The sequence below is a fragment of the Bradyrhizobium sp. URHC0002 genome, from assembly GCF_054059515.1.
Genome location: NZ_JBSSCF010000001.1, coordinates 6,906,502 through 6,927,087 on the forward strand (window position 1 = coordinate 6,906,502; position 20,586 = coordinate 6,927,087).

20 protein-coding genes and 1 pseudogene are annotated in these 20,586 nt (G+C 59.6%); 6 read left to right on the forward strand and 15 right to left on the reverse strand.

The genetic code is table 11. The features are described from left to right. Positions 1 to 96 precede the first annotated feature (96 nt). Positions 97 to 300 carry a hypothetical protein gene (locus ACVWVY_RS33695; RefSeq protein WP_456630419.1) on the forward strand — a complete coding sequence of 68 codons (204 nt, stop codon included), beginning with the start codon at positions 97 to 99 and terminating at the stop codon, positions 298 to 300. Positions 301 to 500: 200 nt separating this feature from the next. Here the strand turns inward: ACVWVY_RS33695 and ACVWVY_RS33700 are convergent, their stop codons facing one another. Continuing rightward, positions 501 to 932 carry a hypothetical protein gene (locus tag ACVWVY_RS33700; RefSeq protein WP_456630420.1) on the reverse strand — a complete coding sequence of 144 codons (432 nt, stop codon included), beginning with the start codon at positions 930 to 932 and terminating at the stop codon, positions 501 to 503. A gap of 274 nt (positions 933 to 1,206) precedes the next feature. Between ACVWVY_RS33700 and ACVWVY_RS33705 the strand changes: the two genes are divergently transcribed. From ACVWVY_RS33705 to ACVWVY_RS33715, 3 genes are all read left to right on the forward strand, one after another. Next, positions 1,207 to 1,935 carry a DUF4908 domain-containing protein gene (locus ACVWVY_RS33705; protein WP_456630421.1) on the forward strand — a complete coding sequence of 243 codons (729 nt, stop codon included), beginning with the start codon at positions 1,207 to 1,209 and terminating at the stop codon, positions 1,933 to 1,935. A 153-nt stretch (positions 1,936 to 2,088) separates the two neighbouring features. Further along, positions 2,089 to 2,523, forward strand: coding sequence for a hypothetical protein (locus tag ACVWVY_RS33710; protein WP_456630422.1), 435 nt, complete (start codon positions 2,089 to 2,091; stop codon positions 2,521 to 2,523). Positions 2,524 to 2,950: 427 nt separating this feature from the next. After that, positions 2,951 to 4,576 carry a caspase family protein gene (locus ACVWVY_RS33715; protein WP_456630423.1) on the forward strand — a complete coding sequence of 542 codons (1,626 nt, stop codon included), beginning with the start codon at positions 2,951 to 2,953 and terminating at the stop codon, positions 4,574 to 4,576. Positions 4,577 to 4,848: 272 nt separating this feature from the next. On the opposite strand, the gene ACVWVY_RS33720 is transcribed toward ACVWVY_RS33715, so the two are convergent. The 4 genes from ACVWVY_RS33720 to ACVWVY_RS33735 form a co-directional block, all read right to left on the reverse strand. Continuing rightward, the gene (locus tag ACVWVY_RS33720; RefSeq protein ID WP_456630424.1) at positions 4,849 to 5,166 is read right to left on the reverse strand and encodes a hypothetical protein; all 318 of its coding nucleotides are present in this window, start codon (positions 5,164 to 5,166) and stop codon (positions 4,849 to 4,851) included. Positions 5,167 to 5,386: 220 nt separating this feature from the next. Continuing rightward, the gene (locus ACVWVY_RS33725; RefSeq protein ID WP_456630425.1) at positions 5,387 to 6,142 is read right to left on the reverse strand and encodes a hypothetical protein; all 756 of its coding nucleotides are present in this window, start codon (positions 6,140 to 6,142) and stop codon (positions 5,387 to 5,389) included. Between the two features lie 24 nt (positions 6,143 to 6,166). Further along, positions 6,167 to 7,384 (reverse strand): RNA polymerase sigma factor, encoded by a 1,218-nt coding sequence (locus tag ACVWVY_RS33730; protein WP_456630426.1) that lies wholly within the window; start codon positions 7,382 to 7,384, stop codon positions 6,167 to 6,169. 810 nt (positions 7,385 to 8,194) lie between these two features. Continuing rightward, positions 8,195 to 8,491: an HU family DNA-binding protein gene (locus ACVWVY_RS33735; protein WP_456630427.1), complete on the reverse strand. Its 297-nt coding sequence runs from the start codon at positions 8,489 to 8,491 to the stop codon at positions 8,195 to 8,197. Between the two features lie 392 nt (positions 8,492 to 8,883). On the opposite strand from ACVWVY_RS33735, the gene ACVWVY_RS33740 reads away from it, so the two are divergent. Then, a complete protein-coding gene (locus ACVWVY_RS33740; protein WP_456630428.1) occupies positions 8,884 to 9,870 on the forward strand; it encodes an LLM class flavin-dependent oxidoreductase in 987 nt (328 codons plus the stop codon). 34 nt (positions 9,871 to 9,904) lie between these two features. On the opposite strand, the gene ACVWVY_RS33745 is transcribed toward ACVWVY_RS33740, so the two are convergent. The 6 genes from ACVWVY_RS33745 to ACVWVY_RS33770 form a co-directional block, all read right to left on the reverse strand. Next, positions 9,905 to 10,762, reverse strand: coding sequence for an IclR family transcriptional regulator (locus ACVWVY_RS33745; RefSeq protein ID WP_456630429.1), 858 nt, complete (start codon positions 10,760 to 10,762; stop codon positions 9,905 to 9,907). 134 nt (positions 10,763 to 10,896) lie between these two features. Continuing rightward, positions 10,897 to 11,889 carry a Bug family tripartite tricarboxylate transporter substrate binding protein gene (locus ACVWVY_RS33750; RefSeq protein WP_456630430.1) on the reverse strand — a complete coding sequence of 331 codons (993 nt, stop codon included), beginning with the start codon at positions 11,887 to 11,889 and terminating at the stop codon, positions 10,897 to 10,899. Positions 11,890 to 11,974: 85 nt separating this feature from the next. Further along, complete coding sequence (locus tag ACVWVY_RS33755) at positions 11,975 to 13,480, reverse strand: tripartite tricarboxylate transporter permease (protein ID WP_456630431.1); 1,506 nt, start codon at positions 13,478 to 13,480, stop codon at positions 11,975 to 11,977. Beyond that, the gene (locus ACVWVY_RS33760) at positions 13,481 to 13,930 is read right to left on the reverse strand and encodes a tripartite tricarboxylate transporter TctB family protein (protein ID WP_456630432.1); all 450 of its coding nucleotides are present in this window, start codon (positions 13,928 to 13,930) and stop codon (positions 13,481 to 13,483) included. It lies immediately after the preceding gene. 121 nt (positions 13,931 to 14,051) lie between these two features. Next, on the reverse strand, positions 14,052 to 14,675 hold the full coding sequence (gene gstA, locus ACVWVY_RS33765) for a glutathione transferase GstA (protein ID WP_456630433.1): 624 nt from the start codon (positions 14,673 to 14,675) through the stop codon (positions 14,052 to 14,054). Positions 14,676 to 14,703: 28 nt separating this feature from the next. Continuing rightward, positions 14,704 to 15,717, reverse strand: coding sequence for a Bug family tripartite tricarboxylate transporter substrate binding protein (locus ACVWVY_RS33770; RefSeq protein ID WP_456630434.1), 1,014 nt, complete (start codon positions 15,715 to 15,717; stop codon positions 14,704 to 14,706). Here ACVWVY_RS33770 and ACVWVY_RS33775 point away from each other — a divergent pair. Then, on the forward strand, positions 15,669 to 16,832 hold the full coding sequence (locus ACVWVY_RS33775) for a Bug family tripartite tricarboxylate transporter substrate binding protein (RefSeq protein ID WP_456630435.1): 1,164 nt from the start codon (positions 15,669 to 15,671) through the stop codon (positions 16,830 to 16,832). The two genes, ACVWVY_RS33770 and ACVWVY_RS33775, sit on opposite strands and share 49 nt — an antisense overlap. Before the next feature lie 118 nt (positions 16,833 to 16,950). On the opposite strand, the pseudogene ACVWVY_RS33780 reads toward ACVWVY_RS33775, so the two are convergent. From ACVWVY_RS33780 to ACVWVY_RS33795, 4 genes and pseudogenes are all read right to left on the reverse strand, one after another. Beyond that, a pseudogene (locus ACVWVY_RS33780) lies at positions 16,951 to 17,810 on the reverse strand (SMP-30/gluconolactonase/LRE family protein). Positions 17,811 to 17,873: 63 nt separating this feature from the next. Beyond that, complete coding sequence (locus ACVWVY_RS33785) at positions 17,874 to 18,734, reverse strand: alpha/beta fold hydrolase (RefSeq protein WP_456630436.1); 861 nt, start codon at positions 18,732 to 18,734, stop codon at positions 17,874 to 17,876. 26 nt (positions 18,735 to 18,760) lie between these two features. Further along, positions 18,761 to 19,366: an amino acid synthesis family protein gene (locus tag ACVWVY_RS33790; RefSeq protein ID WP_456630437.1), complete on the reverse strand. Its 606-nt coding sequence runs from the start codon at positions 19,364 to 19,366 to the stop codon at positions 18,761 to 18,763. A gap of 98 nt (positions 19,367 to 19,464) precedes the next feature. Then, positions 19,465 to 20,502: a WD40/YVTN/BNR-like repeat-containing protein gene (locus tag ACVWVY_RS33795; RefSeq protein WP_456630438.1), complete on the reverse strand. Its 1,038-nt coding sequence runs from the start codon at positions 20,500 to 20,502 to the stop codon at positions 19,465 to 19,467. Positions 20,503 to 20,586 lie beyond the last annotated feature (84 nt).

Genomic DNA, 20,586 nt, shown 5'->3' on the forward strand with positions numbered 1-20,586 from the left:
GGCGCGCCCATTCCCGCTCCGCCATCGCGGTCTTTGCCTTGAGATGATACAACTAGAACTAACCCATGTATGTTACGTCGACTGGAGGATGGGCTCATGTTCTCACTTATCAAGGACCTTGGCGTTCGTGTCGCCGCCAAGCAAGAGGCGGTTCCGTTCCTGATCGCGTTCGCGATTGCAGAGTTTTTTTTCAAGTTCAAGAGCTTCGCGCTCGAATGCCTCGCATTCCTGGCCGTCTGGTGTGTCTTGAGCTTTCTCCAGTCTCTCGCCTTTCCGCACAGGGTCCGGCCGACCACCTGATCCGCAACGACCCGTATTCTGGATGCGGGGAGCTCTTCCTTTCAGGGGGGCAACATGGCAACGCGTCCGACAAGTCCATAGATCGAAGATGAGATCAGAGGAGCGGGTGCACCGAAACACCCACTATCACTAATCCCGGCGCGCCCGCCGTTGGTCGAGCGCGGCGGGGCCCAGGCAGGCCCTGAACCCCTCCAGGGCGCTCACAGATTGTTCTGCAAATATTCGAACACGTAGTCCACGTCGTTGCTCGAATTGAAATTGACCTCGTAGTCGATCGTGCCATCCTTGAGCACAACCGTGCGCTGCGGTCCAAAACTACAAGTCAGGCTTTTGATCTTCTGTTTGACGGCTTCCTTGCCGGCCTCGGAGCCACAGACGCGCCACATGGCTTCGAGAGCTACCTTGCAGTAACCGGAGGCGCTGTAGGTCTTCCGATCCTCCGGCGTCGGCGGCTTCAACCAGTTAAACTTGGCCGTGAGACTGTTGCCGCACCGCTCGTTGGTGGAGGTGACCTCTGCCGCGAGATACTTTTCCTGCTCCGCGAAATACTCCTTGTCCTTGAGCGATTGCGCAAGCGCGACCGAGGAGAGGATCGAGAGCGCGACGACGGCGACACCGGCACGGATAATCATAGTAGATAGCTCCAAATTAGATGTTCATGCGCGCATCCCGTGCGGGCACGGCGTCCGGCCACTGCGGCGAACTCAGGAATAGACGGACAGCGGCGTGATTTTTCCGAGCCATCGCAGCACCTCGGCGCATCTTGATTGAAAAATTTTGAATAATGATTGCACCGCGTTCAACGTGAGTATCGGCCGCAAAAACTCCGCATTTGTTTCTCATCTCTCGCAGCGCTCATCGGCGGCACCGCATCCCGCGGATTGTCGTGATGCTGTGAGGTCTACCATGTCCGGACGCTTGCGAGCGATTGTCGTCGGCGCTGCCCTCACCTTGATCATAGGCCATGGCGCCCTCGCCGCGGAAAGCGGCCCGCCGCTTCGGATCGGCCATTACAGCACCGGCAGCGGATTGATCGGCTTTGTGATCGACCGCATGGGAACGCCGATCAAGCTGCGCTTCGACGGCTCCGACGAAATCCTGGCCTTGACCGCCGAGCAGGCTCCATACAATTCGATGAATCTCAAGCGCGACGACGGCGTCTCGGTTCTTCGGATCTACGAAACGGGTCGCATCCTGGTATTCAGCGACAAATTGTCGAACGGTTCGGCTGACGCGTATCGCGACCAGGAAGCCGAGCCGCTCGTCGTCAAGAAGGCAACGAAAGAGCAGGCCGAGACCGAGGCTGAGTCGCTCGGGCGCAGGCTCGGGCGCGCGGGCGCCCCGGCGCTCGCGATCTCGATCGACGCGCCGCGCCTTTCCGCTGACGCCGCCGCATGGTCCGCCATGGCGGACGCAATCGCTGTCACCGGAGCAACCCTGGCTGAGATGCTCACCTCACCGATCGCACGCGAGATCATCGCGGCGAAACTGCGGCGCGTGGTCATCCGCGACGCCGACCAGGTCGACGTCAGGCTGGCGGGCGACACCCTGATCGTAGAGGTCGAAGCCAGGCAAACGATCACAGGCCGGCCGTCCTCGGCGCGCCTCAAGTCTGCGATCGGTGATCTCCTGTAGCTTCTTTACCCGGGGCGCGAATTTACAGCAGCCGGTGCCGAGAAAAATGCTCACCGGTCCGTCTCTCTATCTTGATGTGGTGGCGACGGCCGCGGGCCGCCTCGAAATGTCACCGCAATATGGCGCACTGTTGTCAAGAAAGAGAGGAATCCAATGTCGGGTCTTATAACTGGGCTGGTTTTGCTTGCGCTCGGTGCCCTGGCGGCCGCTTCGAGCATCGTCGCGAGGCGTCCGGACGCGAAGGCGTATATCGAACTGATGGTACCTTACCAAGGCTGGTTCGGATTCATAACCTGCCTGTGGGGCGCCTGGACCATCATCAATGCGATCATCAACCTGAACTGGTTTGGCTACGTGCCGGTCTGGTGGCTGACCTACCTCGCGACCGGCGTGCTAATTGCATCGCTCGGCCTGCTGCTTGGCTATGCGTTGCTCACGAAGTTCATTTTCAGCCACAACGCTCAAGCGGCTCAGCGCGGCGAGCAGATTCGCGCCGCCATTGTCCCCTATCAGACCGTGCTCGGCTATGTCGCAATCGGCCTCGGCCTATGGACGATCGTGGCTACGTTTCTCTATCGTATCGTCTAGCTAAAGCTTGATCCGGAAAAGCCGGCCCGCACTTGATGCGGGCTAGGCACCGGCTTTCCTTTGCGACAAACGAGAACCGCGTTCGCGCGGAGATCATGCTCAAAAAGCGCGGTGACGAAGCCCTCATCCACCCCGATCGACAGCATACACATAATCCGGCCACAGAACTTACCAACAATGACTTGACGAATAATGGCGCTCAACCGCTGAACAGTTTGGCCAACCGGCGGAGACAGGCGCTCCACGAGCCCGCTATAGCGCGATGTGTTCGGGATGAATCATCATCGCGCTACAAGTTATTTTTTGAGCATGATCTCCGCGCAAACGTGTTCGGCGTTTGCCGCGAAGGAAAATCGGCGTCCCGCCCGCATCAGGTGCGGAGGCATGCTTTTCCGGATCATGCTCCAGAGCATCGACGAGAGCATCCATGTCGAAGACAAATTTGTGCGCCGCGATCCTCGCGCTGAGCATCGCGATAAGTTTCGCCGCGACCGCTCACGCCGAGAAGCGCGTTGCCCTGCTGGTTGGCAATAACGCCTATCAGAACGTTCCACAGCTGCAAACCGCCGTCAACGACGCGCGTGCGGTCGGCACCGCACTGCGCGGGCTCGGCTTCTCGGTGATTCTCGCCGAGAACCAGTCTCGCCGCGCCATGAGCGAGGCCCTGCTCGCCTTCGACAAGGCGATCGAACCGGGTGACATCGCGCTGTTCTTCTTCGCCGGACACGGCTTCGAGATCCGCGGCCAGAACTACCTGCTGCCGACGGACATCCCGGAGGTCCGCGAAGGACAGGAAGAATTGATCCGCGATTCCGCGTTTCCAGCCGACCGGATCATCGACCGGCTGCAGGGGCGCGGCGCACGCACGGCGGTGCTCGTGCTCGACGCCTGCCGCAACAATCCGTTCGAGCGGCCGGGCGGGCGCGGGCTCAAGGGCAGCGGCGGGCTCGCTGCGATGACGCCTGCCGAGGGCGTATTCATCATGTTCTCCGCTGGCGCCAAACAGACCGCGCTCGACCGGCTGTCCCACGCCGACCGCGCTTCGAACTCCGTGTTCACGCGAAACCTACTCCGCAAGCTGGCGGAGCCGGACCTAACGCTGGTGCAGATTGCCAAGCGCCTGCAAATCGAAGTCAAGCAGTTGGCGGCGAGCGTCGGGGGCGATCAAACGCCGGCCTACTACGACCAGGTCGTCGGCGAGATCGTACTCAACTCAAGTGGACACACCACGCCCGCCGGCCCGCCGCCACCGCAAACCGCGGCCCTGCTCTCCGACGTCGACAAACGCGCCGCCGAGGCCGTGCCGGCTCCCTCGGCCGATCCTGTGTTCGCCGAACTCGACGCGCTGGCGGCCGCGAAGAGCTGGAGCGAGCTCCGCGGCCACCTGACAACGGTGAGGCCGACGGCGCGCGACGCTCATTGGGCTTCGTTGGCCGAACAAGCCGCGATCGGCGAATTGACTCCACTTGCGACGTCGGCGCGTCCGTTTGGCGACCGGCTTGCGGCGCTCGAGCACTATGCCACGACGTTTCAGGTCCTGAACGACAACCCCAAATTCCTGGCCCTGCGCGCGTCGATCGTTCTATCCGCGTTCGGCGAGTGCCTTGATCAGGCTTACGGGGCAGCCGACTGCCGCCGGGGATTAGAGGGTTTCGTGCGCACAACGCCCCAGAGCGTCGGCACGGCGCGCGCCGACCTCGCGCGTGATGCCGCCCGTCTGGTCGGGCGCAAGCTCAACCGCTCGGCCGCCGCACCGTTTTTCGCCATCGCGATCGAAGCGCCTGCCGAAACGAATGTCGCGGCCTGCACGGATCCAGATCTTGCGGACGCCGTCATTGCCGCACTCGGCCGGCCTCCCGACTGGGATGAGGCCAAGGCAGCGGCAGCGCTCACGGAGGCCTGCTGGAGCACACTCGGCACTGCGGTCGTGGCGCAGGTCGCGCGCGAGACTGGCGACAGTTACTACCTTGGCAATGCCTGCCCGATACTGCTGCGGCGCGACGCTTTGACGGGACTGCGCGCGGCCCGCTGCCGCGAAATCAAATCGCGATAGGCGAGGTAGTCACACCAGAGCGCGACGGGTTCAGGATGAATCCCATCGCGCGCCAGTTTGTTGTTTGAGCCTGATCTCCGCGCAAACGCGCGTCCGTGTTTGCTAGCTGAGGGAAAACCGGTGTCCACCATCGGGTCGTCACCCGAGGGCATGCTTTTCCGGATCATGCTCTGGATTAGCGGGCTGAACTCCAGGTTCTTCGCTTCGACGTGCGCTTCCTCGGAAGACCGGGACCGATGGACAGCGCACGCCTTTCTGCCCGCGTGGCTACATCAAAACGAGCAGCCGAAGCCTTGCAGCGAGGTCTTCATCGCGTCCATCGTCTGCTTGCACGTGCCTTCCATGGTCGACTTCGCTGACGGATTCTTGGCCATATCAAGCCACATCTTGCGCGTCTGATCGAGTTGCGCCTTGTAGGTCGCACGCTGCGCCTCCGGAAGCTTCGACGTAACGCAAGTATCGTATTTCGTCAGAAAGTCGTCGCAGGCGGCGATGCCCGTGCTCTGCGCACGTGCAGGCCCGGCGACGGCAATCGCGAACAACGCAGCACCCGTCAAATGCAACAGCAGCAACGCTCTGCGCATGCTCAAGCGTGATCCGATCGCAGCCTTCGTCGTTGTATAACGCATTATCTCTTGCTCCTTTGTAGCGTGAGAGTTTGGATGACAACATAAGAGCAGACGGACAGGCGCTCGCTTTTGGTCTGTCGCCAGCCATCGCGATGCCTCGTTCGGCCCGTTCTCGCGATTGGAATGCAACGCACCGCCGCAACCGAGATGCGGCCCGGACGACTTAAGCATCGGGTTGAGGTCAGTTCGATCCTGCGGAAGCGGGGCGCTCATGCGTGCCGGCCCCTGCCGGCTTCGGCCCGCATGGATCATTGTATTTGCTGGACGCCTCGCCCGGACGTTCGGCCCCCATGTTATCGGGTGTCGACTTCCTGGCCTCCACGTTCGCGTCAATGCACGACTGAGGATCTTTCTTCTTGGTCGGACTGGACGGGATCACCACGATTGTGCGGCTGATCGTGTCACCTGCGTCGTCCGGCTTGACCGCGATCGTTGCGCCGTCTCCAACCATTTTCAAAACAGTCGGTACCGCGATCACAGCCAGGACAGCGAAAGCGAAGCCGGACCACGCAATCGAACGCCGGTACCGAGCAACCGGAGTGACCGCCACTGCCGAAACCCGCTGATGGTTCTGTTCCAACGGAGCAAGAACGCCGGCCGCCCGCTCCATCAAACCCGCTGGAGCTGTCGCCGGCTGCGCCTCGATTTCGTCCAGCAATGCCACCGCGGCAGCGAGTTCCGCGCGGGCCACCGGATCGTTGGCAAATCTCGTGGCGACAGCATCCCACTCTTCCCGCGACAGGGAACAGTCGAGAAACGCGGCGATCTGCGCGTTGTCGATCTCGCCCCATTCACCCGCAACGGAACCCTGCCCCAAACCCTCGGAAATGGTCCGCGACAGTTGCGCGCGAAGCACCTCAAGCGTTTGTAGCCGGTCGGCGCGGCCGTCGTCCTCGGAGAGCGCAGACGCCGGTTCGTGACTGAGGCGTTCAATCATCAGACAGGGTTCCAGTACCCATGTTTAGACGGACATATCTGCATTTTTTTCCAATTGCACCGTAATTTCTTTCAACCACTTTTGGGTACGCTGCTTCAAACGATAGACCTCCTCGACCGGACAACCCATCAGCCTCGCGATGCCGCGCGCCGGCAACGCCTCATTCGCCGAAAATACAATCTGAAGGTACAATCGTTCATCGGTCGGAAGCTTCTCCGCGGCCGCATTAACGACAGCGACGAGAGCTGCACGACGTTGTTCCTCCTCTAAGAGCAGCAAGCGGTCCTCAGGCGTTGGCGACGAATCCGCGATCGAAAGGCCGCCACCTTCGCCAAGCAGCGCATCGAGCGAGATGGCCTCGGCGACTGGCGAGGCGCGTTCCAGCCTCGCGATACCGGCAAGTCGCGCGACCGACTCGGCGATATCAGCGGCTGTCGGATCTTGCTCCAGCCTGCCGCGCAGTGCAGCGGCGAGCCGATCAGCGTCCAGCGGACAACCCTCCCACACCACAGCTGCATAAATCGCCTGGTCGAGCGGAGCCGAACGGGAAATCGCCGCCGGCATACGCCGTCGAGGCGTTTCACGCCGCACGAGATCGATCAAGATACGATCGACCACGGTCAGGATATAGCCGGTGAAGCTGCCGCGGCCTCCGTATGAGCGGATGCGACGAAAATCATTCTCGATCAGCTTGAGGCAAACTTCCTGATACGCGTCCTCGCGGCCAGCTCTCCCGAGCTTGCTTGGCAATTGTCTGCCAATCCGGCTTCGAATGTCGGTCTCGAAGTAACGCGAGAATCGTTCCCACGCCTCGTGCGGCATCTTGCTGAATTGTCCCGCCAGCTGGTCGGCGAGAACATCGCGCGCGACAAGCGACAAATACGTCCTGAGCCGCGAGCGTCCGTCGAACCCCCGCAGCCGCGCGTAATCGTCAGCCTTCAGCGATGCGACGATGTGAAGGAATGCAGCCTCCGCGTCGGCTCCATCGCCTGCCAGCCTCACGACGATCGACCACAGCGTCGTCGAGACGTGCTCGAGAAATTTGCCGGCCGCGCCAGCCTCACCAGAGAGGACAGCATTGACGAGCGCGCGCTCGAAGTTGCCGTTTAGCGGCGGCACAATCTGCGTCTCGGAAGAGACGGGTCTTTCGGCTACCGCATCGGCACTGTCGGCATCGTTATCGTGCGGCTTGGCCTTTTTCGGGACCAACAGATTCTGGACCAACAGGCTGCGCGACCACATGACTTCTCCCCTGACAAACAGTCGACCTACCGAACGACAGTTGAACAGCCAGAGACTGCGGCCTTCCCAAGTTGGCCTTATTCGTCGCCAAACAACTGGTTTTGTCCGTAAAACAACTGGTGTGCTAATCTGGCGAGATTATGAATTGCAACAATGCAGCGAGCGCCGAAGTTGCATGATGAACAATGCGCCGCCCAACCCTGAGCGCTCCACCTGCTGCGCAAGCGACATCTGGTCGTCGTGTCTGCCCTGACATCGCACCAATTTTGTCACAACTGCGCGCCCGCAAATATTAAAAAGCCGCATTGCGTCGATTGCCGAGTCCCCGCACCCGTTGAAACTGCAGAGTTATCGCAGGACGTCAGCAGCGATGAGCGCACGAAATCGAAATCACGCTTCCAGGACTCGAGACGAATAGGATTTGAACTTTATGATTGCACTCCATGATTGCACCCGTCACACGGTGTGGCCGAGGCATCACGGTCAGCAAAAATCCACAGTCGTCCTCTTATGAGTTGAATACTGCGCACTGCTCAGTTCAGGACGTTCTTCAGCGGTCACAAACTCGATGCTGTTCGCAAGGCACTGACATTCTCGTCGGAGAAAAACGGCCGACTCTTATCCAGTACCGACTCTCTCACTCCCCATGCCCGAAAGATCGGCTGCACCTGAGAGATAGCGCGCTGCTTCAGGCAGGTTTTCCTCTTGCTCGTCAGCAAATCCCATCGGCAGTACGAAGCAGGCGCGCTTCCTTACGGCGCGATGGAATCACCCACAGGCGAACGAACAGGCTCAACCAACGCGTCCGCTTCAAACAGCGTCTTTGGCAACCTTCAGAGGTGACGCCTTGACCGACTTGCTGGCTGGCTTGGCTGCAAACTCCATGGGCTCTTTGGTAAAAGGATTTATACCGCTGCGAGCTTCAGTGGCGGGCTTGTTCACGACCGACATTTTGACGAAACCGGGAATGACGAACTCGCCGGATTCATTCAGCTCCTTGTAGCCTACAGTCGCCATCTGCTCGATGACGGCCTTTACGTCTCCCTTTGAAACCTGCGTTCCTTCTGCAATTGCATCAATCAACTGATTCTTGGTCATCTTGGCCATGATGGATTCCTTTGTGGAGGCTCAAAACAGTTTTGAAGCGCATGAGCTACCGGGGTACGTCACTCTGCTTAAAAGGCGACAAGCCACGCAGTTCGCTTCTCGTTCATACCTGTGATCATGAAGTCACCGGGCTTAAAACCCATCAAGGCCCAAAACGCAAGGAGCAGTTCGGCGTACCAGAAGCGGTCGTCGGCGCAAAGACGCGTCCGGCCCTGATTACAGTCGGCCCTGTTGGCCAATTGCGTACCGGATTCAACGGGTTGACCCACATGGAGACCGTGTCCATATGGGACACAGGAATCGAATGAAGCCTGCCGTTTCGGACAAGCTTGGACGCGGCCCGGTATCTCTGGCAGCGTCATTCACACAAAAGGTTTCGTTCGGGAGTCCCTATGACGACACTGTCTATCCTCGATCTCGTCCGCGTCACTGAAGACACCGATGCCCGCGGCGCGCTCGATAACGCCCGCGATATCGCGGTGCATGCCGAGGCTTGGGGCTATCGCCGCATTTGGGTGGCGGAGCATCACAACATGCAGGGCATCGCGAGCGCCGCGACGTCGGTTGTGATCGGTCATATCGCAGCAGGAACAAAAACGATCCGCGTCGGCGCGGGCGGCATCATGCTCCCCAACCATGCCCCCTACGTCATCGCCGAGCAGTTCGGAACGCTGGCGCGCCTGTTTCCAGGCCGCATTGATCTCGGGCTTGGCCGTGCACCGGGGACCGACCAGCTTACACTGCGCGCGTTGCGCCGCACGCCCGAAGCGGCCGACAACTTCCCGCAGGACGTTCTCGAAGTGCAGGCCTTCCTGGCTCCAGCCGGTCCCAATCAGCGCATCCAGGCGGTACCGGCGGCAGGAACGGAAGTGCCGTTGTGGATTCTCGGATCGAGTAATTTTGGCGCGATGCTGGCGGCTGAACTCGGGCTTCCCTATGCCTTCGCCTCGCATTTCGCTCCTGACCTGCTGATCCCCGCGCTGCAAATTTACCGCAGCCGCTTCAAACCGTCCGAGCAACTTGACCGTCCCTACGCGATGGTGGGCGTCAACATCATCGCCGCCGGCAGCGATGACGAAGCGCGCAGGCTGGCGACGACCCAGCAGATGTCCTTCACGAACATCTTCCGCGGCGCGCGGGGCCTGAGCCGGCCGCCGATCGACGACATTGAGAGCTACTGGTCGCCTGCGGAAAAAGCGCAGGCGATGAGCATGCTCGCGCGCTCCATCGTTGGCTCGCCCGATACGGTTCGTTCGGGCATCGATGCGCTCGTTGCGGAAACAGGCGCCGACGAACTCATGATCGTGTCCGATGTCTACGATCACGCAGCTCGGCTGCGCTCCTTCGAACTCATCGCCAGCGCCGCACGTATTGTCTGAAAACTTCGTGGAAAAATCACGAGAATTTCGCGACCTATTCCAGGGCGTCGCTGATCGAGCTCGTTGCCTTCTGCAACAACTCAATCACCACCTCCTCGCGAAGCAGCGACATTCGGTCAGCATCGCCGATCAACGTCAGACTGCCGATCACAGAGCGTCCAGTCGCGAAAATGGGCGCAGAGATACCCTCAATGCCGGTGTTTAGCTCGCCTTTCGTGAGGCTGTAGCCGGCCTTTCGAACACCCACCATCGACTCGTAAAAGGCGTTCCAGCTCATGGCCAGCGCGTCGGTGTCGCCTTCCGCGCGTCCATCCTCATGCAGGCGTCTTAGTCGGGCAGCGGGCAAGAACGCGATGATCGCCTTTGAGCTTGAACCTCGAAACAAAGGCAGCGGCCGCCCCCTGCCGAAATTCAGCGTGCGGCCTGGACCGGCTGACTCGATGTGCACCGTAAGGATTGACCGGCCGTAGATCTTCGTAAGCAGGACATCGAGACCCGTCTGTGAGGACAGTTCATGCATGGGACCGGCCGCCGCAATAATTGCGGGATCGCATTCCCTGATTTGGAGGTCCAGCTCCATGATGCGCGGTCCGAGCGCGAAGCCACCTTTCCATCGCACCAGCAAACCTGCCTTGGCGAGTTCCTTTACATAGCGATAGGCTGTGCTTGTCGGTACTCCCGCGCCTTGAGCAATCTCGTCGGCTGACAATACAGGCTGGGTGCGGCTGAACAGCCGCAGCGTTCCCAGCATCCTCGAGAGGCTGGAGCTATTCTCCTCTTTCGCGATACTAGCCGTCGAGAGCGGGCGAACGGGTTTAGCTCTGGATTTAACCTTCTTGACGATCCGCGCCTTCGTCGTTCGCACCACGCCCAGCCGCTTCTTCTTGCCCATGAATCGATGACCCTTGCCGCCGCCAACTAGCATCTACCCTGAGAACTCAACCATGTCGACGGAAGAGCTCCCTGGCCCGCGCCGCCCCTTGGCCGGTTCAGTTCTGTGCGGCATGAGACCACAGCTCTTCAAAATCATCTGCCGTCCATATCAATCCTTGTCTTGCGCAAGATATCCTGTGTCAGGGTAACCGACTTGTCCCAGCTATCTGTTTCCCTCCCCGACATGACGCCAGCATCCTGCAAACCAAGTTCCTGCAACTTGGCTTGCATGCCCGGTTCGGCCATCACCTCAGCTAGCTTGCTTCTCAGATAGACGACGATGTTCCCGGGCGTTCCTGCTGGCGCAAAGACAGCAAACCAGCCATCATTTTCCAGTCCCCCGACACCCGCTTCCTGAAAGGTAGGCACGTCCGGAAGCAGGGACACCCGTTGCGTACCCGTTACCGCCAGCGCACGAAGTTGCTTCGCTTCGACGTAGGAGCTGACGGCCGCGACAGTCAGGAAGACGCTGTCAATCGTGCCGCCAATGAGATCGGTTACTGCGGGCGCCGAACCCTTGTAGGGGACATGGACGAGCCGAAGACCGCGTTGGGTGGCCAGCAACGCCCCCATCAAATGAGGTGACGAGTGGACGCCGAAGGTGCCGAAGGTCAGCTCGGCATTCAGCTGCGCAAGAAACTGATTGAGGTCCCTGAATCTCGAGTTTTCGTTCACGGCAAGGACCAGCGGTGTCCGCGCGATGATCGATATCAGAACGAATTTACGCCTGACCTCATCCATAGCATTCCTGTCGGTCGAAAGAAGTGGTGCGATCACGTGAGTGGAATTGCTTCCAAACATCAGTGTATGGCCGTCCGGCATGGACTTCTCGACAAATTGGCTCGCGATCAGGCCATTCGCGCCGGGTTTATTGTCTATGACTATTGTTTTGCCGGTCAATGCGCGGAGCCTGTCACCGATGAGCCTGGCTAGAATATCTGTTCCACCTCCCGCCGCAAACGGCACCACCAGCGCTAGTGGGCGCTCGCCCAAAGGAGACTCAGAAGCAATTTGAGCCTGCACATCCGCCGCCTTGCAGGCCAGCAGCGCCAAGCACGATGCAACAGCAAAACTCAGTCTTCTCATTTGATCTCCAACTGACAATGGGACGATTGGACACTTGCAAGGAAACGCCGGGCCCCCTCGCCCTCTGCAGCCTCGCGCTTGACCGTCAGGTTTCCTCTTCCTGAAACGCCGACTCCCGCGCCTTGCGCAGGCCAGGAAGGGTCATCAGGATCAACAGGGCCGCCGTCGCGAGGATCAGGCTTAGGCTGATCGGTCGCTGGAGAAATACCAGCGGATCGCCACGCGACAACAGCATGGCCCGGCGAAAATACTCTTCAAGTTGCGGCCCGAGAACCAGTCCCAACAGGAAGGGCGCGCCTTCGCATCCCAGCCGCATAAAGATGTAGCCTAACACGCCGAATATCGCGATCTGGATCACGTGAAACGTACTGTTCTGCAGGCTGTACGCGCCGATGCAGCAGAAGAGCAGAATCGCCGGTGCCAGAAACCGGTAAGGCACCGTGAGCAACTTTACCCAGATGCCAATCAGCGGCAGATTGATGATGACGAGCATCAGATTGCCAATCCACATCGATGCGATCATGCCCCAGAACAAGTCTGGTCTCTTGGTCATGACTTCTGGACCAGGCTGGATACCTTGAATGATCATTGCGCCCACCATCAGCGCCATGACAGCGTTGGATGGAATGCCCAATGTGAGCATCGGGATGAATGATGTTTGGGCAGCAGCGTTATTGGCGGATTCCGGCCCTGCCACACCCTCGATGGCGCCCTTGCCGAATTCGTCGGGATTGCGTGAAATCTTCTTCTCAAGCGTGTAGGCAGAGAATGCACCAAGGGTGGCTCCACCTCCGGGCAAAACGCCCAGGATCGAGCCTAACAAGGTACCACGAACGATTGCTGGATAAGCGCGTCGCGCTTCTTGACGCGTCGGCCACAGCGAACCCACCCTGATCACCCCCGATCGCTCCAGCCGCCGTTCAAAGTTGACCACGATCTCGGCAATCCCAAACAGGCCCATTGCAATTGGTGCAAAGTCAATGCCGTCGGCTAGCTGGGGGATGTCGAATGTAAATCGCTCTGCACCAGTGTTGATGTCGGTACCGACAAGGCCGAACAGCAGGCCGAGGAACACCATGGCGACTGCCTTGAGGATTGACCCGTTGGCGAGCACGATGGCCGCGATCAAGCCGAGCGCCATTAACGAGCAATACTCGGCAGGTCCGAAGCTCTGGGCCATTTGCGTCAGCGTTCCCGCGAACAGCACGATGACGATCGTACCGACCGTGCCCGCAAAGAATGAGCCAATCGCGGAGATCGAAAGCGCCGCACCCGCGCGCCCACGCTTGGCCATTTGGTAACCGTCAATACAGGTCACCACCGATGACGCTTCGCCCGGCAGATTTACGAGAATCGAAGTAGTGGAGCCACCGTATTGCGCACCGTAATATATCCCGGCCAGCATGATCAGCGCCGCGGTCGGTGGAAGATGAAATGTGATGGGCAGAAGCATCGCTATGGTGGCCACGGGACCAATTCCCGGCAGCACTCCAATGAGCGTGCCAACCATACAGCCGACGAACGCATAGGCCAGGTTCTGCAGAGTGAGCGCTACGCCCAATCCGAGAGCGAGATTGTGCAGGAGATCCATCTACCAAACCCCAGCAATCATCGAAACATTCATGCCGAGACCTAGTTTGAATACCGTCAGCGATAGCACGCTCAAAACGACAATATTGGCAATCACCTCCCGTAACTTGAATTCGTCACCCGCAATTGACGCGATCAGAATTAGTGCGACGAGAGCCGGGAACATTCCGGTTACTTCGAACAGCAGCGCGAAGACGACAATTCCCACGGTCACAAGGGTGATGGGCTTCCATCTCGGCGCTTCAACGGCCTCACCCGGGTAAACCAGAGCGACAGTCGCGATGATGAAGCCGAGTCCAAGCATGAGATACGCGAGCATGTGAGGCACATAGCCTGGTCCCATGCGGACGGTGGTGCCAACCGGCAGATGACGACCGAACCAAAGCGCCGCGAGACCGAAGCCGATGAACATCAGGCCCGATAGAAGATCCTTGGTCAGCAACCGGCTCATTCGCCCCCCGATTCCAACACTCGCCGATGCTCGTCGTGCCGATGGCCCCTGCGGGTAGCGCCCCAGTTGGAGCCGACCGGCCGTCTTCTCGAGCTTTTCTCCATCGTTCGTCCGATTCCGCTTAGCCGGCGCGGCGGCGTAGCTCCGCCGCCTCCGCAGCCCTGGCAGCCTTCACGCTGTCTCTGGCCTCGATGCGGTTGATGTAATCGATCAGATGCGGCCATGGCGACAGATCGAGGTTGTGCAGTCGGCTCCACGTCACAATGGTGTAGCAATAGGCGTCAGCCACGGTGAACGTGTCGCCGGTGAGATAAGGCTGCGACGAAAGGACCTCGTTGAGCCACGCGAACCGTTTGGACAGATTTTCTATCGCGATCTCACGGTAAGCCGGCGGCGTGGTCGGCCGAAACAGCGGCGTAAACCCCTTGTGCAGTTCGGAGCTGATGAAGTTCAGCCACTCCAGGACGCGATAGCGCTCGAGGGTCGCGTTCTGGGGCAGCAGACTGTTACCCGCCTTCATGTCGGCGATGCATTGCACGATGACCGGACCTTCGGTCAGCAGTTGTCCATCGTCCAGCGCCAGGGTCGGCACCTGCCCTTTCGGGTTGATTTTGAAATAGTCGGCGCCATCCAGTAGCCTCTTGGCTCGCACGTCCACCCATTCGAGTGATAGCGGCATCGTCAGCTCGCGAGCAACGATATCGACCGCGAGCGAGCAAGCATGCGGAGCAAGATAAAGCTTCATTGATACATCCTAACGCTGCGGGGGTTTGCTACGGAAAGCCGGGCTCGAGCTTAATCTTTCGCCGCGCGATGATGTCTCCATACTGGCTACGCCCTTTCTCAAGGAGACGCACGAGATCGGCCGGCGTGCTGTACGCCGCATCGAAGCCGCTCGCGTCCAGTGCCGCGCGCAAGCTCGGCGAACCGAGGGCTTCCTTCATGGCTGCATTGAGCGTCTGCACGATCTCGGGCGGTGTCTTCGCGGGCGCAAGCAACGCGAAGAAACCGACGATCGCCAGGTCGGGCAAGCCAGCCTCGACGGCAGTCGGAACATCGGGAAACAACGGATGACGGACATCGCTCGTGATGAAGAGCGGTTGCAAATGACCAGCGCGAATGCTCCCGATCAGCGGTGAAAGAACCTCGTCCATCAATTGAGATTCGTTTTTGGCAACGGCATCGCGCGCCGAGGCGCCGCCCTTGTAGGGCACATGCTCGAACTCCGTACCTGTGGACGCCATGAATATCTCGCCCAGAAGATGGTTGCTTGAGCCAACACCGGCCGATGCAAAATTGAGCTTCCCCGGGCGCTGCTTGGCGAGATTTACAATGTCCTGGACCGTCTTCGCTCCCGTCGCGGTCGAAGCGGCGAAGATAAAGGGCTGCGTCACGCCAAGACTTATGGGAGTCAGATTCTTCACATATTGCTGATCTGGATACAGCATCGGCGAAACCGTGAGTGTGCTTCCGCTTCCCCACAGCAGCGAGTAGCCGTCCGGCGTGGTTTCGGACAAGCGGCGCGTCCCTGGCCGGCCGCCGGCACCTGGACGATTTTCGACGATCACTTGTTGGCCGAGAATCCTGGTCAGTTCCTGCGCTACCAGACGCGCGGAAATATCCGAAGACCCTCCAGCCTCAAACGCGACGACAAGTGTGATGGGACGGCCAGGATAAGAACCGGCCGCAAACGCTGGTAGCGGAAGGCCGAGCAGAAACAAAAACAGAAAAGCGCAACATGCCAGCCACCGGCCATGCCGTGGCTTCGTCCCCTCGCGGGCTCTCATGCTCGTTCCCTCCGGGCAACACCATTCGGCTTCGTTTTATTGATTGCATTTTTTCTTATATTATAAGAATTTTAACATCCGTCAACCCAGCCCGATGGATTCCCGGGTATGCCGAGGTCAATCGAAGCCAATCATCGGAGGACATCACCATGCGGACTGCGAGACTCGTCTTATTTGTCCTTTCGTTGGTGGCTTCTGCAGCGCAGGCCCAAACCGCGTATCCTTCGAAACCAATCACGATGGTCGTGGCGTTCGCGCCAGGCGGCGGCACCGACACCGCAGCGAGGTTGATCGCCAAGGAAATGGCGGTCGAATTGGGTCAGCCCATCATCATCGAAAACCGTGCGGGAGCCGGCGGCGCCATCGGGGCAGCTTCCGCCATTCGCGCAACCCCTGACGGCTATACGTTGCTGTTCGGTACCGGATCGGAGTTGAGCGTGTTGCCGGCGGTCAGAAGCAAGCCGCCCTATGATTCCTTGAAGGACTTCGCGCCGATCTCTCAAGTCGGCGCTGTCTCGTTCCTGCTTGCGGCCAATCCTTCCGTGAAAGCAGAGACAGTTCGAGAACTGGTTGAATTTGCGCGCGCTAATCCCGGGCAGATCACTTATGCATCTTTCGGGTTGGGCTCGACCAATCACCTGATCAGTGAAGCCTTTTCCAGCAAAACCAATGTCAGCCTGATGCATATACCCTACAGGGGAAGTGCGGCGGCAGTCACGGATCTGCTCTCGGGACAGGTCCAGATCGCATTCGACACCACATCCGTGATGCTGCCCTATGTGCGCGGCGGAAAACTGAAGCCGTTGGCGACCCTTTCGCCTTCCCGAACCGCTCTTGCGCCCGATCTACCGACAATGGCGGAAAGCGGCATTGATGGCTTCACGTTCGAGGGCTGGCTCGGGCTGCTGGCTCCGCGAAACACGCCTGCCGAGATTGTCCAACGACTTTACGTCGCACTTGCCAGCGTACTCAAGGCACCGGCGCTCGCTGAAGCATTGAAGGAACGCGGCGTCAGCGTTGTCGGCAGTGACCCAAAGCAGTTCGGCGCCTTCATGAGTTCCGATGTCGACAAATGGAAAGAGATCGCGCGAACGTCCGGAATTCAGATCGAGTGAGCCAGACGTGGCGGAAAATTAGGATCGATGCGCTCCGAGTTTCGATCGCGACAAAAGAAGCTGCCCGGTCGCGCCACGACCTCGGCAATTGCCGAGCGGCCGATTGGCACAAGGCGTTTCATTTGTTTAAAAAGTTGAGCGGGAGGCCGCCACGCGGCCAATCGACCGCGACCAACTGCCCCTTGCCGGATAACGTAATATAAGCGGTTTTCAATTCCGGGCCGCCAAAGGCGATGTTGGTCACCAGCAGATCGCCCAATTCGACCTGCTCCACCAACCGGCCGTCGGGTGCGAATACCGAGATGCAGCCTGCGACCAGCGTGGCGACGCAGATGTTTCCGCTTGCCTCCACCGCAAGCGAGTCGAACATGTTATAGCCTCCAAGACCGGCAATCGGGCGACCGCGTTCTCCGCGGTAGATTGTCGGGGCAGGCGCGATCTGATCGCGCTCGGAAAGATCGTAGGCCCACAGGCGCGCCGTCGGCGTCTCCGCGACGTAGACGGTTCGCTCGTCCGGCGACAGCCCGACCCCGTTGGGAGGCAGGATCCGAATACCTGTTCGGTAATTTGGCGCATGCCAGGCTCGATGTAGTACAGCCCGCCCACATCGATGTCGCGCGCGCGTCGCTTGCCGAGATCGGTGAACCACAATCCGCCGGACGGTCGAACACCAGGTCATTCGGGCCTTTCAGCTGGTGATCGCCGCATTTGTCGAATACTGTTTCGACTTTGCCGCTCGCCGCGCGAAGCCACCCAGCCAAACCCGCCGTTGTTGCAGACATAGCATTGACCGTCCGGACCAATTGCCGCGCCATTCGGACCGCCAGGGATTTTCGCAACAACCTGCTTGCGGCCACCGGGCCATACGCGCGTCAATTGCTGCGCACGGATTTCTACCAGCAGCACCGAGCCATCAGGCAAAACGACCGGCCCCTCCGGAAAGTCGAGGTCGCTTGCAATCACGCGCATGCTTGCCATCAAGACACCTGTATCGACTTGTTTTGTTGGTCCCGCCCCCGCCATCGTCGGCGTAGCCGGGGACTACGACCTTGTCTGCGGGCGGATTTCCTCCAGGAACTGCTGGAGGAAGAAATTGAATTCGGGGAGATTGTCGTCGTGCACATAGTGCGTTGACGAAGGGATATCTCTCCAGAGGATACGCGGATTGCGCCGGCACATTTCCCGCGCGATGTCCGCGGTCAGAAAATCCGAATTGGCTCCGCGCATCAGCAAGGTCGGAATGTTCAACGCCTCGACATGTGGCCACAGATCCACGACTTGTTCCGGTCTCGCGTTCAAACGTGCCTCGGCAATACCTTCCGCATCGTAGCGCCAGGCGATGCGGCCGCTCCTCTCTTCCTTCAGCGAGTGAGTGACGCGGGATTGCAGCGCCGTCGCCGAAACGTCGGGTCGAATTTTGCGCCAGAATGCGGTGGCCTCCCCCCAGCTCGTAAAGGACGAAGGTGTTTCGCGCAGTTCGCGTTTAATGCGGTCAGCTCCCCTGCCCCCTGCCGATGCACCCGGCCCCATATCCTCGACAACCAGGGCCGACAGCCGATCGGGGTGACGCGAGGCATAAACAAGGGCGTTTGCGCCGCCCATCGAATGCCCTAGCAGGACAAACCGCTTGAGCGATAGTCTATCGACGAGGGCTTCAAGATCGCGCACATAGGCATCTGTGAAGTAGTTCCGTTGCGGATCCCAATCACTGTGTCCACGACCGCGCTGATCCAGCGCGATTACTCTCCAATGCGGCAACAACGGAAGGGCTACCGGCTCCCACGTATAGGCGTAACTGCGCAATCCGTGCAGCATAACGATCGCGGGCGCCTCGCGAGGACCCCATGCCACCAATCGAAGCTTGAGGCCATCACTTGTTATCCATTGAACTTCTGCTTCCATGCTGCTCTTCTGTCTGACTTCGCTTGCTATCGCAGGCCATCGCTGCCGGAAATCTCGGTTGCGGCGAGACCGCCAAGCCGCGCGTGCAGGCGTCCCCGGCTGGCAAACGCGAACGCAATTACGATTTCGTCTGCGTTCGGTGCATCCGCGAACTGAACGGTCATGGTGTCGTAGTGGGACCGTACATAGAGCGCGTCCTTGTGAGCCAGGGGAATGTCGATCGATCCACCGGGAGTGCCGCGCTTGCCGGTCGAAGGTATCCATGCCTTGCCGCCACCCAGGGCATCGCGAACCGGATCGGCAAAAGCGCTCGTTAGAAACGCGTTACCGTGCTCGTATTCTCCGCTGATTCCAACGATCGCTGCCTTGCCATAGCTTTCCACTTGGCCTTCGCCAAACAGCGCCTTTATGCGTCGGCCAAATTCGACACCCAGGGCCGCTGAATCTGCTACGATCAAATCCAGATTCTGACTGAAATTTCCTGCGTAGGGGTTGGCAATGGCGGCGGCCAACACAAACTTGCGCAACGGCAATCCATCGGCAAGTTGTCCCGTCTCATTGGCGAGGGTGTCCTCAACCTGACAATACCACTTGCGAATGTGATATCCGATAAAGTTGGGTGTCTTCTGCATCCTTCAATGCTCCTGGCAGCCTTCGGCGTTTCATCAAGCGTTGAGCTTCGCTGTTGAGAACACGAAGCTGGGGGAACGGCCCCGCCCCGCGCCGAATCTCAGTGGTCTGATTTCGGATTGGCTCCAAGCGGCGCCTTCACCGGCGTCCAGGCGACGGCCGTGATTTCGCTGAACTCTCTCCACTCCTTCTCCCAGCTAAGCCCAGCGTCGCGGGACGTGAAGAGATGTCCGTACTTCGTGCCGGCATAGATCAGGTCGGGCTGTGAGGAATGCGCGCCAAAGGCCCAGAACGTCGAGTTCGGAGTCTGCTTTATGGTGACGCTCTCCCAATCTGCACCCCGATCGTTCGACCGATAAAGGCGCGTCTTGGTTCCCGGCGTGCCGTCGCCGATCGCCAGCAAAAGCCCGTCGCTCTTGGCGGGCAACGGCAAGACGGTCCGCGTGTAGTACATGCCGTCGAAGCGGTCTCGCGAGGGATTGCCTGCCCAGGTTTTTCCGTCATCGACGCTCCGATAAACGGTATTCACCGTGAGGACGAAAGTGGTCTTCGGTGCCGAAGACGTCGCCGGGAGGATAGCAATCGAGTGGATGTCGGAATGCCTGATGGTGCGGTCATCTCCGTCGACCCGCTCCCAAGTGCTCCCCGCATTCCGGCTGCGCCATGCGCCACCCTCCTCAAGGCCAAACCACACCTGCTGACTATCGTCGGGATCGACGCAAACCGTGAGCAACCTGGGCCGGTTAACGCCGGCGCAGAACTCCGGAAAATCGGTGGTCGATCGGCTCCAGGACTCACCGGAGTCGATCGATTTGTATAACGCGGCGCGCGATGGCGCACCGGTTCCGGCGTAGAGCACCGAAGGGTTGTTCGCATCGACCGCAATCGACCACACGGTTAAGCCTTGAAGCGCACCCTTGGCCTGACGCCAGTGGCAGCCGCCGTCCTCACTGATGCAAACGCCGCAATCGGCACCCGCATACACCCGCTCCGGACGTTGGGGATCCACTGCGAGCGACCGCACGATCCCGTCGAACTCGATCGGTTCGCCGATGCCTAGTCGATGCCAACTCTGGCCATTGTTGTTGCTGCGCAACATTCCTTGACCGGCGGTCGCAACAATAATCGTGTGCTCCATGGATGCCTTCCTTTGCAATCGGCCTGTTCGCAGTCTTCTTCAATTTTTTCTCACATTGTGATAAAATACTAAGAAATGAAAGTA